This window comes from Roseixanthobacter liquoris (genome assembly GCF_043195135.2).
Lineage (GTDB): Bacteria > Pseudomonadota > Alphaproteobacteria > Rhizobiales > Xanthobacteraceae > NCEH01.
On sequence record NZ_CM195537.1, the window covers coordinates 3,273,327 to 3,288,268 of the forward strand.

Genomic DNA, 14,942 nt, shown 5'->3' on the forward strand with positions numbered 1-14,942 from the left:
GCTCTCATGCCACCGACTCTAGAGCATGTGCCGACAAAGTTGAACGACTTTTCCCGATCGGAAGCCGCGTTCCACTCACCTTGCGGCATCCGCCCGGCCGGCGCGCCCGAAATCGAGCGTTATCCCCCGGAAGCGGCGAAAACAAGGACTTCGGACGGGTCCACCATGACCCCCACGTCCCGTCCGGGCACCGCGCCCGGCGGCGCGCGCAGCCGCGCCACCACCGGACGGTCGCGCCCGGCCACCATCACTTCGACGAGATCGAGTTCCCCCAGGAACCGCCGTTCCACCACCCGGCCGCGAATCCCGCAGGGATTTGCGGTCAGCGAGATGCCCTGCGGCCGCACCGCCAGCACGGCCGCCCCCTCCGCCGTGCCGCGCGGCGCGGGAAAGCTGCCGAGCGGGCTGTCCACCCATCCGCCGCGCACGATCGCGTCCATTTCGTTCAGCTCGCAGAAGAAGCGCGCCGCCCCAAGGTCGCGGGGCGCCCGATACAATTCCTCGGGCGGGCCCACCTGCACCAGTTCGCCGTTGCGCAGCAGCGCGATGCGGTCGGAGAGGCGCATCGCCTCCTCGGGATCGTGGGTGACGATGATGCAGGTGGCGCGCGCATCGCGCAGCACCGCCAGCGTGTCGGCGCGCACCTGGTCGCGCAGGCGCCGGTCGAGGCCGGAGAAAGGCTCGTCCAGCAGCAGGATGCCGGGACGCGGGGCAAGCGCGCGCGCCAGCGCCACGCGCTGCTGCTGGCCGCCCGACAATTCGTGGGGATAGGCGCCCGCATAGCGCTCCAGATCGACCCGGGCGAGCGCGCGCAGCGCCTCCCCCTCGGCTTCCGACTTGCGCAGGCCGGACAGGCCGAACATCACGTTCTGCAGGTTGGTGAGATGCGGAAACAGCGCGTAATCCTGGAACACCAGGCCGATGCCGCGCCGTTCCGCCGGCACGAAGGCGGACGGCCCGGCCATCTCGATGGTATCGACGCTGATGCGCCCGCTGTCCGGCCGCTCGATGCCCGCCGCGAGGCGCAGCAGCGAGGTCTTGCCGCAGCCGGAATTGCCGAGCAGGCACAGCACCTCGCCGGGCCGCACATGCAGAGTGATGCCGCGCACGGCCTCCACGTCGCCGTAGGACAGGCGCACGTCCTCGAAGCTCAGGCCCTTGGCGATGGCGGCGGGGGTTCGCTGGCGCACGGTCTTGGTCTCGATATTCATTCCTCGTCCTCGTCGCCCGGCTGCGGCGGCGGCACAAGGGCGAAGTCCAGCGGGTCGGCCTCCAGCGGGTCTTCATCCTCGCGCAGCGTGTCATCGTCGGACGGCAGAGGGATGGAGAAGCCGGAGGGAACGCGCCCGTCCAGCAGCCCCGCGCCCTTCAATTCGTCCAGGCCGGGCAGATCCTGCACGCCGTCGAGCCCGAAATGGACCAGAAAGGCGGGCGTGGTTCCATATGTCACGGGCCGGCCCGGGGCCTTGCGACGGCCGCGCAGGCGCACCCAGCCGCTTTCCAGCAGCACGTCGAGCGTGCCCTTGGAGGTGGAGACGCCGCGGATCTCCTCGATTTCCGCGCGCGTCACCGGCTGGTGATAGGCGATGATGGCCAGCACCTCGATGGCCGCGCGCGAAAGCTTGCGCGGCTCCGGCGCGCCGGCCGCCACCACATGGGCAAGGTCCGGCGCCGTGCGCAGCATCCAGCCACCGGCCACCTTCACCACATTCACGCCGTGGCGGGCATAATCGGCGGTGAGCGCGTCCATGAGCGCGGGGATATCCGCATCGGCCGGCAGATGCGGGCGCAGCGCGGCGGGATTCAGCGGCATAGACGAGGTGAACAGCAGCGCCTCGATGATCCGCAGGTCGCGCGCGAGCGCAAGCGCCCGCTCGTCCTCGGGACGGGCGTCGAACAGATCGACACGCGGCGCGGCGCGGTTCATGCCTCGCCCTCCTCCCGCGTGCGATTCCGCAGCCAGAGCGGGGCGAAGGGCGCATCCTGGCGTATGTCCAATGTCCCGTCCTTCACCATCTCCAGGCTGGCCGAAAAGCTCGAGGCCAGCGCCGTCGCCCGTTGCTCGGGCGTGGTGAGATAGTCTAGCAGGAAGTGGTCGAGGCGCATCCAATCGCCGGGAACGCCGCCGAGCAGACGCTCCAGCCGCGCCCGCGCCTCGGCCAGCGACCAGACCGCGCGGGTCTTCAGCGTCACATAGGACAGCGCCTGCCTCTGCCGCTGGGTCGCGTAGGCGGACAGCAGATCGTACAATGTGGCGGTATAGGTGACCGGCTGGTCGCCATCGCGCGGGCGCTCGGGCACTGCGCGGGAAAACACGTCCCGTCCCATCCGCTCGCGCGCCATCAGCCGCGCCGCCGCCTGGCGGATGCGCTCCAGGTGCCGCAGGCGCCGGGCGAAGGCGGCGGCCATTTCCTCGGCGCTCGGCCCATCCTCCTGTGGCGGCAGGGGCAGCAGCAGGCGCGACTTGAGATAGGCGAGCCAGGCGGCCATCACGAGATAATCGGCGGCAAGCTCCAGCCGCACCTTGCGGGCCGCGTCGATGAAGGCGAGATACTGGTCGGCCAGCGCCAGGATGGAGAGCCGCGTCAGGTCCACCTTCTGGGTGCGCGCCAGGGCGAGCAGAAGATCCAGCGGGCCCTCGAACCCGTCGATGTCCACCACGAAAGCGCCCTCCCCGGCCGAGGCCGGGCGGTCCTCGGCGAAGTCGGGGCTGTCGGACGCGGTGGACATGGCCTTATCTGGATACTCCCAACAGGCTGGCGAGCCGCAGCCGCGCTTCCATCGCATCGAAACGGTCGGACACGACGCGCAACGCCAGCGCCCGGTCCGCCCGCGCGGCGGCGAGCCCTGCGAGCGGCGGGGCATTGTCCGCCACCTCGACCATTTCTTCCAGCGTGCCGTTACAATGCAGGAGCATGTCGCAGCCGGCGGCGATGGAGGCGGCGGCGCGCGTCCCCACGGAGCCGGACAGCGCGCCCATGGAGAGATCATCGCTCATCACCAGGCCGGAAAAGCCGATGAAACCGCGGATGATCTCTTCCATCACCACGCGCGAGGTGGTGGCGGGCCGCTCGGCGTCCAGCGCCGCATAGACCACATGGGCGGTCATGGCGAGCGGCAGATGGGCGAGCGGACGGAAGGCGGCGAAATCCGTGCGTTCCAGCTCGGCGCGGTCGGTTTCCACCACCGGCAGGCGCTCGTGGCTGTCCACGCGGGCGCGGCCGTGGCCGGGGATATGCTTCACCACCGGCAGCACGCCGCCATCCAGCAGGCCGCCCGCGGCGGCGCGGGCCAGCGCCGCCACCTGGGCCGGCGTCTCGCCATAGGCGCGATTGCCGATGATGCCGTGGCCCTCGGGCAGGCGCAGGTCCGCCACCGGCAGGCAATCCACATCGATGCCGAGGTCGGAGAGATCGGCGGCAATCAGCCGGGAATTGAGGCGCACCGCCTCCAGGCCCGCCTCGCGGCTGCGCTCATAGAGCACGCCGAAGGCTTCGGCCGGCGGATATTCGGGCCAATAGGGCGGGCGCAGGCGCTGCACCCGACCGCCTTCCTGGTCGATCAGCACCGGCGCGCGCCAGCCCAGCGCGTCGCGCGCCTCGGCCACCAGAAGGCGCACCTGATCGGGCGTCTCCACATTGCGCGCGAACAGGATGAGGCCCCAGGGCGCGCGCGCCTTGAGGAAATCGCGCTCCTGCGGCAGCAGGCGGGGGCCGGCGAGCCCGACGATGAAAGCATTCGCGGTCATGGGATCGGCCTATCGGGGCGTCATGCGCGCGTCAAGGCACGGCACGCCCCGGGCCGGGCCGACGAAAAAAGGCCGGGACGACGCCCGGCCTTAAGGTGGTTCTTGGAGGAACAGCGTCGGACGGTCCTGGCTCAGAGGCCCGCCACATATTGGCTCGGGTCCACGGGCTGGGAGCCCTTGCGGATCTCGAAGTGAAGCTGGGGCGTGGTGACGCCGCCGCTCTGTCCGGCCTTGGCGACAATCTGGCCGCGCCGCACGGTGTCGCCGCGCTTCACCATCAGCTCGCTGTTGTGGGCATAGGCGGTGACATAGCCGTCCGCATGCTTGATGAGCACGAGATTGCCGTAGCCCTTCAGCTCGTTGCCGGCATAGGCGACGGTGCCATCCTCGGCGGCGCGCACCCCGGTGCCTTCGGGCACCGCGAAGTTCACGCCGTCGTTGCGGGTGCCGCCCGGCTTGGGACCAAAGCCGGAAATCACCCGGCCGCGCACCGGGGCGCGGAACTGGGGACCGGAGCCGGGGGTCCGGGCGGAATCGTCGGCATCCTCCGCCGGCGTGACCTTGGCGGCGGTCTCGACCTTCGCCGGAGCGGCGGCGGACGCGACCTTGGCCGGCGCGGCGGCAGCGGCCGGAGTCGCGGCGGTGACGACCGGCGCAGGCGCAGGCGGAACCGCTGCGGGCTTGGCGGCGACCACGGTCTTGGGCGCGGCAGGCGGAGCGGCGACCGGCGGCGGGGCCGCCGCGACGACGCTCGGCTTAGCGGCCGCGGGCGCCGGCCGGATCTGCGCCAGATTGCCGGCGGTGCCGGGCGGCACGACGAGAGTCTGGCCGATCTTGAGCTGCGCATCCGGGGAGAGGCCATTGACCTGCGCAAGATGGGCGCGGGTCATGCCGTAGCTCTGCGCCACCGAGGTCAAAGTTTCACCCGAAGTGACCACGTGGCTGGCGGCGCGCGCCGTCGCATGCGTCTGCGCCGGGGCGGGCGGAGCGGCGGCGTAGGTCGCGGCGCCATAATTGGGTGCGCCGTAAAGGGGCTGGCCGCCCGAGGGCGGCGGCGGGGCCGCGGCATAGGCGACCGGCGGACCGGCCGGCGCCAGAGGCGCCGAGGCGATGGGGCCGGAATCGACCCGGCCCGTCGGCGCGGCGCCGAGCGAACCCGTCACCTCCGGCGATCCCTGGCTTGCCATGGGCCCTGGAGCGGAGGAGAAGCGCGCCGAATCCGAGCTGCACCCGGCGAGCGCACCGGAGACGAGCCCGACCATGGCGAGCCGCGCCAAGACGTTTTGTCCCAAGGTTTCGCGGGAAGAAAGCATGTGACCGAACTCGCACGCAACGAACATGCGGCCACTTAAGAGCCCCAGCAGTAAACGGCGCCTTAAGCTCCCGAGCCTTCCTCAGCATTTCCTTCAGTGTGACAATTACGCAACGTCGCCCGGGATCACTCTACCTTCGGCGCGGTGGTCAGGAGATGGGTGGCGGACCCCGCCGTGGCCGACACCTGCCCGGTCAGGCTTTCCACCTGCGCGCCGTAATTCTCGCGGGTCGAGGGATCGAGCACCGCCGCGGGGGCGGAGAGCACCACGCCGGCCGCCGTGCCGATGGTGGTAGCGGTGCCGGCCGTCACCTGGATGATGCGGTCGCCCACGCCCTCGCGGCCGTCGGTCATGGTCTGGCCCTCGGCGAGGCGGCCGCCGATCATCTGCACCACTTCCGGGCTTTCGGCGAACTTGCCGTGGTTGAGCTTGTCGTCGGTCTGGAGCTTGGTGAGATCCAGCACCGTGATGTGATCGCGCTCGAACTCCGAGCGGAATGGCTCCTGCTGCGGATCCACCTGCCCGAGCCGCGCGGCCGAGCCCCACACCTGCTTGGACACCTGGAGCGCGCGGTCGTCCTGCGACACGAAGATGGTGAAGCTGGGCTTCGGGTTGCCGAAATCGGAAAACTGGGTGCGGAAGATGTCCACGTCCACATCCGGCGCGGCCAGCATGACGTTGCGGATCTTCGGCGCGATCCGGCCATTGCGGATCGCCATCTGGCGCAGGGCCTCCAGCGTCACCCAATTGCCCATCGAATGGGCGAGGATGGAAATTTCCCCCACATCCGGGTCCTTGGCCAGGCCCGCGAGCAGCTTTTCCAGCGCGTCGCGCGAATAGCTGGCGCTCTCGCGGTCATAGCCATAGGCGAGTAGGCTGCCGCGCGAGGGCCAGGTGAACAGGATCGGCGTCACCGGCGCGTTGGAATCGTGCACGATCTGCGCGAACCGGAAAACGGCGTCCTCGAAGCGGTTGTTATAGCCGTGGATGAACACCAGCGCCTGCCGGCGCGGCGTCTTCTTGATGCGCTTGTTGAACCAGTCGAGCGCGGCGCTCTGGGTCAGGACATCGGCGCGCAGGGTGACGAAATCGGTGGCGGGATTGCCCGGCACGCTCTTCGGCCATTGCACGTCGCCCACCTTGCGATTGGCGGCGGGCGGAATGGAGACCGCAATCTCCGCAAAGCTGAGCGTCGAGCCGCGGTCGCCGGAGAACATGTCGAGATTCTTGGCGGGGGCACGGGTGGTGGCGACCACCATTTCAACCACGCTGGCGCCCGGCACCGTCGCTTCCACCGGCACCAGAATGCCGGCCGGGCGACCACCGCACGCAGCCAGCCCAAGACTGAGCGCCATGGCGAGCGCCACGGCGCGACCGTGCGATCCGAGCCGCATCATGTCCCCTGAATTCCCCTCCGCAGCGGATGCGGAGACATGTGGATAGAGGAGCAAAGCGGCCGGTGCAATGCGGCGGCGGGGGCAATTTGTTTACAAAGTCGCGGCTGCCCCAGCGACAAGCGGCACGAATCGCACCGGCATCATCTGCGTCGCCACGAGGCCGGAGGCGCCCTTCACGAAGCGCGTCAGCATCTGCACTTCGTTGGGATCGCCCATGGGGGCGACGAGGATTCCGTCCATGCGCAGCTGGTCCGCCAGGGCCTGCGGCAGCTCTGCCGTGGCGGCGGTGATGAGGATGCGATCAAACGGCGCGCGGGCCGGCAGGCCGGTGCGCCCGTCGCCCACGAATGCGGTGACGTTGCGCAATCCCAGCACATTGAACCGCACCTGCGCCTCGCTCACCAATTGCCGATAGCGATCGACGGTCGTCACCTGTCCGGCGAGATGGGAGAGCACGGCCGCCTGGTAGCCCGAGCCGGTGCCGATCTCCAGCACGCCATGCTGGGCGTTCACCGCCAGCGCCTCGGTCATGGCGGCGACCACGCTCGGCTGCGACATGGTCTGCCCGCAGGCGATCGGCAGGGCGACATCGTCATAGGCGTGCCGGCGCAAGGTCGGGTCGACGAACAGGGCGCGCGGCACCAGCTCCATCGCCCGCAGCACCGCCAGGTCCTGGATGCCGCGATGGCGCAGGCCGAGCACGAACGAAATGCGCTCCTGCTTCTCGGCGTCGGTATCCGCCATCGCGCCGTCCTGCTCCACAGATTGCTCGCCGGACATGATACACCACTTTCAAAAGCGGCTGGCGCGGGCTTTTCGCGAGCCCGGCCGCCAACACCTTGATGGCAGGGGCATTCCCGGCTCCGTGGAAAGATGGGATGGCCGCCGCACGGTTCAACGCCGCCGGCCGCGGTTAAGTTTCCCCGTCCCCCCGGTTTGCAGGGCGCGCCCTTGCGCGCGGCGGCGCGCTCGGCCACTTTCCCCGCGCATGCGCCCGGCTCTGCTCGATCCCCTCTTTGCGCCCCTGACCAGCCTTTCGGGCATCGGCCCCAAACTGGAGAAGCCGTTCGCCCGCCTGCTGGCGCGCGAGACGCCGCGGGTGATCGACCTCTTGTTCCACCTGCCCTCCGGCTATGTGGACCGTCGCGCGCGCCCCCGCATCGCGGAGGCCGCGCCCGATACGGACGTGACGGTTGAAGTGCGGGTGGAAGACCATCAGCCGCCCGCCCCCGGCCGCCGCGCACCCCATCGCACGCTGGTGAGCGATTCCAGCGGCGACCTGACCGTGGTGCATTTCAACATCGACCGCATCCGCATCGAACGCCTGCTGCCGGTGGGCGAGACGCGCTGGCTGTGCGGGCGCATCTCGCTGTACGACGGCATGCGGCAGATGACCCACCCGGACCGCATCCTGGATGCCGCCGGCCTCGCCAAGCTTCCGCCCATCGAGCCCACCTATCCCCTCGTGGAGGGGCTTGCCGCCGGCCATGTGCGCCGGGCGATCGAGGCGGCGCTCGCCCGCGTCCCGGACCTGCCGGAGATGATCCCGGTCGACGCATTTCCGGCAGACCTGTTCAAGGACGGCCGCTGGCCGAGCTTCCGCGATGCGCTCCATCGCGTGCACCGGCCGGCGGACCTCGCCGAAGCGCAGCCCACAGGCGCCGCCTGGCAGCGCCTCGCGTTTGAGGAATTGCTCGCCCATCAGGTCACATTGGCGCTGGTGCGGGCGCGGCAGATCGAGACCGGCGGGCGGCCGAGCCTCGGCGACGGACGCCTCGCAGGCGCGATCCGAGCCGCCCTGCCCTTCTCGCTCACCGGCGCGCAGGAAGCCGCGCTCGCCGCCATCGCCGGCGATATCGGCTCGGACAAGCGCATGCTGCGCCTGCTCCAGGGCGATGTCGGCTCGGGCAAGACCGTGGTGGCGCTGCTGGCGGCCGCCGGCGTGATCGAGGCCGGCCGACAGGCGGCGCTGATGGCGCCGACCGAGATCCTCGCCCGGCAGCATCTGGAAACCATCGCGCCGCTGGCCGCCGCCGCCGGGATCGAAACCGCCATCCTCACCGGCCGGGAGAAGGGACGCGCCCGCGAGGCCATCCTCGCCGGCCTGCGGGAGGGGCGCATCGGCCTCGTGCTCGGCACCCATGCGCTGATCCAGAACGATGTCGCCTTCGCCGACCTCGCGCTCGCCATCGTCGACGAGCAGCACCGGTTTGGCGTGGAACAGCGCCTCGCACTCTCCCGCAAGGGGGAAGCGGTGGACATGTTGCTGATGACCGCCACCCCCATTCCCCGCACCCTCGTGCTCACCCTGTTCGGCGACATGGAAAGTTCCGAGCTGCGGGAGAAGCCGCCGGGGCGCCAGCCCATCGACACGCGCTCGGTCTCCATCGAGCGGCTCGACGAGGTGGTGGCCGCCGTGGGGCGCGCGCTCATGCAGGGCGCGCAATGCTATTGGATCTGCCCGCTGGTGGAGGAGAGCGACGTTTCCGACCTCGCCGCCGCCAGCGAGCGCCACGAGAGCCTGCACCATTATTTCGGCGACAAGGTCGGGCTCGTCCACGGCCGGCTTTCCGGGGCGCAGAAGGATGCGGTGATGGCCCGCTTCGCGAGCGGAGAAACGCGCATTCTGGTGGCGACCACGGTGGTGGAAGTGGGGGTGAACGTGCCGAACGCCACCATCATGGTGATCGAGCATGCCGAGCGCTTCGGCCTCGCGCAATTGCACCAGTTGCGCGGGCGCGTGGGGCGCGGCGACAAGGCCTCCACCTGCCTGCTGCTCTATCGCGGGCCCCTGAGCGAGACCGCCAAGGCGCGGCTCGCCATATTGCGCGAGAGCGAGGACGGTTTCGCCATCGCGGAGGAGGATCTGCGTCTGCGCGGCGAAGGCGACGTGCTCGGCACCCGCCAGAGCGGCTTTCCCGGGTTCGCCCTCGCCCGCCTGGACGTGCATGCGGCGCTGGTGCCCAAGGCGCGGGAGGTTGCCGCGCGGATCGTCGGCGCCGACCCCACGCTCGGCGGGGCGCAGAGCGCGGCGGTGCGCATGATGCTGTATCTCCACGAGCGCGATGCCGCGATGCGCTTGCTCTCGGCGGGCTGAAGGGCGATGGTCCCGCCCGACATGCCGGCACCCCCCTCCCCCGATCCGCGCGCGCGGCCGACCGACCTGCGCGCCCTGCTGCTGCACCGCGCCATTTTCGCTGCCGGCTGCGTGTTCCTCACGCTCGGCGCCATCGGCATGGTGGTGCCCATGATGCCGGGCACGGTGTTCCTGATTCTCGCCGCCTGGTGCTTCGCCCGCACCTCGCCGAAGTTCGAGGCCTGGCTTCTCAACCACCGCTACCTCGGCCCGAGCGTCGCCCGCTGGCAAGAGACGGGCGCCATTCCCTGGCCCGTCAAGCTGCTGGCGCTCACCAGCTTCATCGGCACCTGGAGCGCCTCCTGGTATGTGGGCGCGCCGATGGCGGTGCTGATCGGGCTCGGGATTTTCTTCTCGGTGCTGGCGATCTTCATGGTGACGCGGCCGTCGCGCTGAGGCGGACGGGGCGCGACCCGCGGCCGCTCCGGTCCCGCCCGTGCTCAGACGATGTCATACTCGGCGATCAGCTCGCCGATCTCGTCGAGATTTTTACCATCCAGATAGGCATCGAGCTGATTTTTCTTTTCTTTAATCAGCTTTCCGTCTTTATACTTGCGATAAACTTTTATTTTTGCGTCACCAAAATGGAGATAGACAAACTTTCCTACTTTTCTTCCAAGCTGAGAAGTATCAATTTTCTTCGCCACCGCCTGCGAAACCTCTTCTTTTCTGAATATTTTGGCGACTACATCTTTCTTTATCTCACTAATTTCAGAAATTTCGCCAATTTCCTTGTCTGTTATTTTTTCCTGATTTCCCTTCGAATGATTAAATCCATAACTCTTTGCAAAATTTTCAACTTTAGAAAAATGCTCTTTCTCCCTATTTTCATCTTGGATCAACTTCATTTCCTTTTCTAATTCTCGCTCCTCCTCCTCCAATTGCAACCGAATGAGGGTCTCGGTTTCCGGTAATGTCTTGACCATCCCGACGTTCGGACTCTTGAATGCCGTCGTCATACCCACAACACTTGTGCGCGCGGTCATGATGTAGGAAGATTCTTTCTCAGCTCTGCACAGGCGATCGAAGAATTTGAACGCGAAGCTGTCCTTGATCAGCGAGGGATCGGCAAGCTTATCGTGATCTTCTTTCATCCCTGAGGCCGACCGCGCGCCGTAACACATCACCAGGGAGAGCAAATGCTGCTTTTTGCCAACCAGCGCAGAGCCGACCCACTTGGCGAGATTGTCATAACTGAGAAATTTGGAGAGCGGCTCCGTTATCCCGTTCGCACTCATGTCTTTCGAATTTGAATTCGCATAGGTCCAGCAATTCTCGCTATCGCCCGCCTTTCCATGGACCATGATAATAATTTTGCGCGCGGACGCACAAGACTCGATGATATAATCCATCGAATCCCGATCCAGAAATTCTTTTTTATTTGAATCAACAAAGTGAGAAAAATTGACAAACAATGTAAGATTATTTTCTTTCAGACTTGTTGTAAGAATTTTTTTCTTTATACTATATTTGCGCCATAATGCTCGATTTGTTGGTCCGCCAACCCCTTTATCTTCCGTCTCGTGAACGTTGACTGAGGGAAAATATTCATAATACCCTTCGTCGGTTTCCGCAGCGCAATGAAGAATGACATATTCAAAGGACATGGGAGCTCGCACCCCTGAAAATATTCAGTGGGCCCCAATAAACGTCCATCCGGCGACAGAAACACGACACTACGCGCGCCGGGCAATAGTATGAATTACAACTCTCGCCTGCATGGCGGCGGCCGAAGACAATGGCCCGGCTGCCTGGCCTGCCAGAAACTTTGGCCGGCTTCTTTCCCGATTAAACCGGGTGAGGCGTCCCGAACTGATGCGCGGGCGCAGGAAAGGGGATCTCTCCGCCCCTTCACTCCACGGTGACGGATTTCGCCAGATTGCGCGGCTGGTCCACGTCCGTGCCCATGATCACCGCCGTGTGGTAGGCGATGAGCTGCACCGGAATGGAATAGACCAGAGGCCCCACGGTCGCCGGCATTTCCGGCAGGATCAGCTTCTGGATCGCATCCACATTCGCCTGCGCCGCGCCGGCCGGGTCGGTGACGAGGATGATCTTGCCGCCGCGCGCCGCGACCTCCTCCATGTTCGATACGGTCTTGTCGAAGATGCGGTCGGACGGGGCGATCACCACCACCGGCATCTTCTCGTCGATCAGCGCGATGGGTCCATGCTTCAGCTCGCCGCCGGCATAGCCCTCGGCATGGATGTAGGAGATTTCCTTCAGCTTCAGCGCGCCTTCCAGGGCCAGCGGATAATTGGTGCCGCGGCCGAGATAGAGCACATCCTGGGCCTTGGAGAGGGTGCGGGCGAGAACCTCGATCTCCGGGCTCAGCTTCAGGGCCTCGGTCATCAGGCGCGGCACTTCCATCATGGCGCGCACCAGGCGATGCTCGTCCACAAGGGAAAGATTGCCCTTCGCGCGGCCGGTCGCCACCGCAAGGCACAGCAAGGTCGCGAGCTGGCAGGTGAAGGCCTTGGTGGAGGCGACGCCGATTTCCGGACCGGCGAGGATCGGCAGCACCACATCCGCCTCGCGGGCGATGGTGGAGGTGGGCACGTTCACCACCGCGACCACCTTCTGCCCGCATTCCTTGGCATAGCGCAGGGAGGCGAGCGTATCGGCGGTTTCCCCCGACTGGGAGATGACGATGGTCACGCCGCCCGGGGGCAAGGGGGTTTCGCGATAGCGGAATTCGGACGCGATGTCGGTGCTCACCGGAATGCGGGCGAACCGCTCGAACCAATATTCCGCAACCGCCCCCGCATAGAGGGCCGTGCCGCAGGCGGTGATCGAGATGTGGCCGATGTCGGCGAGCGCGAACGGCAGCTCGGGCAGGCACACCACTTCCTCTGCGATGTCCACATAATGGCTGAAGGTGTGGGCGATGACCTCGGGCTGCTCGTAGATCTCCTTCGCCATGAAATGACGATGGTTGCCCTTGTCCACCACCAGCGTGCCGGCAGCCACCTTCTGGATCGCGCGCTGGACGATCGCGCCGCGCTCGTTGCGGATCTCGACGCCGCCGCGATGCAGGATCGCCCAGTCACCTTCTTCCAGATAGGAGACGGTGTCGGTGAAAGGGCCGAGCGCGATCGCGTCGGAGCCCAGGAACATCTCGCCCTCGCCATAGCCGATGGCGAGCGGCGAGCCGCGCCGGGCCGCGATCATCAGATCGTCGAAGCCGTCGAACACGAAGGCCAGCGCGAACGCCCCCTTCAGGCGCGGCAGCACGGCGCCCACGGCGCTCACCGGGTCCAGCCCCGCCAGCAATTCGCGATCCACGAGCTGGGCGACCACCTCCGTGTCGGTGTCGCTCTTGAAGGTGATGCCGCGGCCGATCAGCTCTTCCTTCAGCTCGCGGAAATTCTCGATGATGCCGTTATGCACCGCAGCAACGCGCTTGGTGGCATGCGGGTGGGCATTGCGCTCCGAGGGCTTGCCGTGGGTGGCCCAGCGGGTGTGGCCGATGCCGGTGTGGCCGTGCAGCGGATGGCGATCCAGCTTCTTCTCGAGGTTCCGCAGCTTGCCTTCGGCGCGGCAGAGCGTGAGGTGATTGTCCTCCAGGGTCGCGATGCCGGCGGAATCATAGCCGCGGTATTCCAGGCGGCGGAGCGATTCCACCAGATTTTCCGCGACCGGTGTCTTACCGAGAATGCCGACGATGCCGCACATGACCGATTGCGCTCCGTGAGTGTCACACCCGTGGCCGGTTAAAGCCTGCTTCATGCCACGCCGCCAGCCTCCGTGGCGCGGCGCAGCATCACTTCCTCTTTCGCTTCCTGACCGCAGGTTTGCCGGCGGGCGGCGCGGTCAGTCCTTGTGCTTGGCGCGGTCGCGGAACCCGGGCGCCCAGCCGGGCTTCACCACCTGCCGTCCACGGGCGATCGCCAGCGCATCGTCGGGCACATCGTCGGTGATGACCGAGCCGGTGCCCACATAGGCCCCCGCACCGATGGTCACCGGCGCCACCAGCGCCGAATGCACGCCGATGAAGGCGCCCGCGCCGATCTCCGTCCGCGATTTGGTGAAGCCGTCGTAATTGCACGTGATGGTGCCGGCACCGAGATTGCTGTTCGCGCCCACATGGGCGTCACCGACATAAGAAAGATGGTTCACCTTAACACCGCGTTCAAGGTGAGCCGCCTTGGTCTCCACGAAATTGCCGATGCGCACCCCGGTATCGAGCCGCGTGCCCGGCCGCAGCCGCGCGTAGGGGCCGATGGTGACGCCGCTTTCCAGGCGCGCCCCTTCCAGGTGGCAGAAGGAATGGATCACCACGTCGTTGCCGACGCTCACCCCGGGGCCGAACACCACGTGCGGCTCCACGATCACGTCGCGGCCAAGCTCGGTGTCGGCGCTGAAGAACACCGTTTCGGGCGCGACCAGGGTGGCCCCGCCCGCCATGGCCGCGAGCCGAAGGCGCTTCTGGATGATGGCTTCCGCCTCGGCCAGCTGGATGCGGCTGTTGACGCCCGCCACGTCCTCCGCCTCGCCCTCGGCGGCGATGGTGGCGTGGCCCTGGGCGCGGGCGATCTCCACCGCATCGGTGAGATAATATTCGCCCTTGGCATTGTCATTGCCGATGCGCTCCAGCAGATCCAGCGCATGGGCGCCGGAGAGCGCCATCAGCCCGGCATTGCAGAAATCGACCTGCCGCTCGCTGGGGCTCGCATCCTTCTCTTCCCGGATCGCCAGCAATTCCCCGCCATGGGTGATGAGGCGGCCGTAGCCCGTGGGATCGGTCGCGTAAAAGCCGAGCGCCACGACGGCGGCGCCGCTGGCCAGGGGCGCGCGCAGGGCGAGCAAGGTCTGGGAGCGCACGAGCGGCGTGTCGGCATAGAGCACCAGCACGTCGTCCACCGGCTGCTCCAGCGCGGCACGGGCGGCGAGCACGGCATGGGCCGTGCCGAGCCGCTCTTCCTGGAGAAACACCTGGGCATGGGGGGCGATGCGATGCGCTTCCTCGGCCACATCGGCGCGGCCGGGACCCACCACAACGGCGACGCGCGTCGCGCCCGCGCCGCGTGTGGCTTCCAGCACATGGTGCAGCATGGTGCGGCCGGCGATCTTATGGAGCACCTTCGGCAGGCGCGACGCCATACGCGTGCCTTCGCCGGCAGCCAGAATCACGACAAGAAGACTGCGTTCGCTCATGGGAATCCTCGCGCCACGACCAACGCGGCCCTTCTAGAGCGAAAACGGCATCCTTGTCGCCATCCGATGTCGGCGGTGGGCGCTCGTGCCGGCTTGCAACCCGCCAGGGTTGACGCGCCCTTCCCGGCCCGCGCGGCAGCGAAGCCGATGCGGCGCCCCGCTTTCCCCCGGACAGGGCATGCCGCCCGCGC

At 67.3% G+C, this 14,942-nt stretch carries 12 protein-coding genes; 2 read left to right on the forward strand and 10 right to left on the reverse strand.

Annotation, left to right across the window (positions count from 1 at the left end; genetic code table 11):
• Positions 1 to 119 precede the first annotated feature (119 nt).
• From V5F84_RS14775 to V5F84_RS14805, 7 genes are all read right to left on the reverse strand, one after another.
• Complete coding sequence (locus V5F84_RS14775; protein ID WP_394043739.1) at positions 120 to 1,211, reverse strand: ABC transporter ATP-binding protein; 1,092 nt, start codon at positions 1,209 to 1,211, stop codon at positions 120 to 122.
• Positions 1,208 to 1,927, reverse strand: a complete 720-nt coding sequence (scpB, locus tag V5F84_RS14780) for an SMC-Scp complex subunit ScpB (RefSeq protein ID WP_394043740.1) — start codon at positions 1,925 to 1,927, stop codon at positions 1,208 to 1,210. Before scpB ends, V5F84_RS14775 begins: the two co-directional genes overlap by 4 nt.
• The gene (locus tag V5F84_RS14785) at positions 1,924 to 2,730 is read right to left on the reverse strand and encodes a segregation and condensation protein A (protein WP_394043741.1); all 807 of its coding nucleotides are present in this window, start codon (positions 2,728 to 2,730) and stop codon (positions 1,924 to 1,926) included. The genes scpB and V5F84_RS14785 overlap by 4 nt, the downstream gene beginning before the upstream one ends.
• A gap of 4 nt (positions 2,731 to 2,734) precedes the next feature.
• Complete coding sequence (gene nagZ / locus V5F84_RS14790; RefSeq protein ID WP_394043742.1) at positions 2,735 to 3,748, reverse strand: beta-N-acetylhexosaminidase; 1,014 nt, start codon at positions 3,746 to 3,748, stop codon at positions 2,735 to 2,737.
• 131 nt (positions 3,749 to 3,879) lie between these two features.
• Positions 3,880 to 5,061: a peptidoglycan DD-metalloendopeptidase family protein gene (locus V5F84_RS14795; RefSeq protein WP_394043743.1), complete on the reverse strand. Its 1,182-nt coding sequence runs from the start codon at positions 5,059 to 5,061 to the stop codon at positions 3,880 to 3,882.
• A gap of 125 nt (positions 5,062 to 5,186) precedes the next feature.
• On the reverse strand, positions 5,187 to 6,458 hold the full coding sequence (locus V5F84_RS14800; protein ID WP_394043744.1) for an alpha/beta hydrolase: 1,272 nt from the start codon (positions 6,456 to 6,458) through the stop codon (positions 5,187 to 5,189).
• A 90-nt stretch (positions 6,459 to 6,548) separates the two neighbouring features.
• Positions 6,549 to 7,202 carry a protein-L-isoaspartate(D-aspartate) O-methyltransferase gene (locus V5F84_RS14805; protein WP_394043745.1) on the reverse strand — a complete coding sequence of 218 codons (654 nt, stop codon included), beginning with the start codon at positions 7,200 to 7,202 and terminating at the stop codon, positions 6,549 to 6,551.
• Between the two features lie 244 nt (positions 7,203 to 7,446).
• Between V5F84_RS14805 and recG the strand changes: the two genes are divergently transcribed.
• Positions 7,447 to 9,555 carry an ATP-dependent DNA helicase RecG gene (recG, locus tag V5F84_RS14810; RefSeq protein WP_394043746.1) on the forward strand — a complete coding sequence of 703 codons (2,109 nt, stop codon included), beginning with the start codon at positions 7,447 to 7,449 and terminating at the stop codon, positions 9,553 to 9,555.
• Positions 9,556 to 9,576: 21 nt separating this feature from the next.
• Positions 9,577 to 9,990: a YbaN family protein gene (locus tag V5F84_RS14815; RefSeq protein ID WP_394043747.1), complete on the forward strand. Its 414-nt coding sequence runs from the start codon at positions 9,577 to 9,579 to the stop codon at positions 9,988 to 9,990.
• Positions 9,991 to 10,034: 44 nt separating this feature from the next.
• Here the strand turns inward: V5F84_RS14815 and V5F84_RS14820 are convergent, their stop codons facing one another.
• From V5F84_RS14820 to glmU, 3 genes are all read right to left on the reverse strand, one after another.
• On the reverse strand, positions 10,035 to 11,201 hold the full coding sequence (locus V5F84_RS14820; RefSeq protein WP_394043748.1) for a nitrogenase component 1 family protein: 1,167 nt from the start codon (positions 11,199 to 11,201) through the stop codon (positions 10,035 to 10,037).
• 244 nt (positions 11,202 to 11,445) lie between these two features.
• Positions 11,446 to 13,269, reverse strand: coding sequence for a glutamine--fructose-6-phosphate transaminase (isomerizing) (gene glmS, locus V5F84_RS14825; RefSeq protein ID WP_394043749.1), 1,824 nt, complete (start codon positions 13,267 to 13,269; stop codon positions 11,446 to 11,448).
• Positions 13,270 to 13,407: 138 nt separating this feature from the next.
• On the reverse strand, positions 13,408 to 14,751 hold the full coding sequence (glmU, locus tag V5F84_RS14830) for a bifunctional UDP-N-acetylglucosamine diphosphorylase/glucosamine-1-phosphate N-acetyltransferase GlmU (RefSeq protein ID WP_394043750.1): 1,344 nt from the start codon (positions 14,749 to 14,751) through the stop codon (positions 13,408 to 13,410).
• Positions 14,752 to 14,942 lie beyond the last annotated feature (191 nt).

What these genes read in the sequence shown, in the direction of transcription:
- V5F84_RS14805 (WP_394043745.1), bottom strand. Translation starts at nt 7,202, where the DNA reads ATGGCGGATACCGACGCCGAGAAGCAGGAGCGCATTTCGTTCGTGCTC.
- recG (WP_394043746.1), top strand. Translation starts at nt 7,447, where the DNA reads ATGCGCCCGGCTCTGCTCGATCCCCTCTTTGCGCCCCTGACCAGCCTT.
- V5F84_RS14785 (WP_394043741.1), bottom strand. Translation starts at nt 2,730, where the DNA reads ATGTCCACCGCGTCCGACAGCCCCGACTTCGCCGAGGACCGCCCGGCC.
- V5F84_RS14800 (WP_394043744.1), bottom strand. Translation starts at nt 6,458, where the DNA reads ATGATGCGGCTCGGATCGCACGGTCGCGCCGTGGCGCTCGCCATGGCG.
- glmS (WP_394043749.1), bottom strand. Translation starts at nt 13,269, where the DNA reads ATGTGCGGCATCGTCGGCATTCTCGGTAAGACACCGGTCGCGGAAAAT.
- nagZ (WP_394043742.1), bottom strand. Translation starts at nt 3,748, where the DNA reads ATGACCGCGAATGCTTTCATCGTCGGGCTCGCCGGCCCCCGCCTGCTG.
- V5F84_RS14775 (WP_394043739.1), bottom strand. Translation starts at nt 1,211, where the DNA reads ATGAATATCGAGACCAAGACCGTGCGCCAGCGAACCCCCGCCGCCATC.
- V5F84_RS14815 (WP_394043747.1), top strand. Translation starts at nt 9,577, where the DNA reads ATGCCGGCACCCCCCTCCCCCGATCCGCGCGCGCGGCCGACCGACCTG.
- glmU (WP_394043750.1), bottom strand. Translation starts at nt 14,751, where the DNA reads ATGAGCGAACGCAGTCTTCTTGTCGTGATTCTGGCTGCCGGCGAAGGC.
- scpB (WP_394043740.1), bottom strand. Translation starts at nt 1,927, where the DNA reads ATGAACCGCGCCGCGCCGCGTGTCGATCTGTTCGACGCCCGTCCCGAG.
- V5F84_RS14795 (WP_394043743.1), bottom strand. Translation starts at nt 5,061, where the DNA reads ATGCTTTCTTCCCGCGAAACCTTGGGACAAAACGTCTTGGCGCGGCTC.
- V5F84_RS14820 (WP_394043748.1), bottom strand. Translation starts at nt 11,201, where the DNA reads ATGTCCTTTGAATATGTCATTCTTCATTGCGCTGCGGAAACCGACGAA.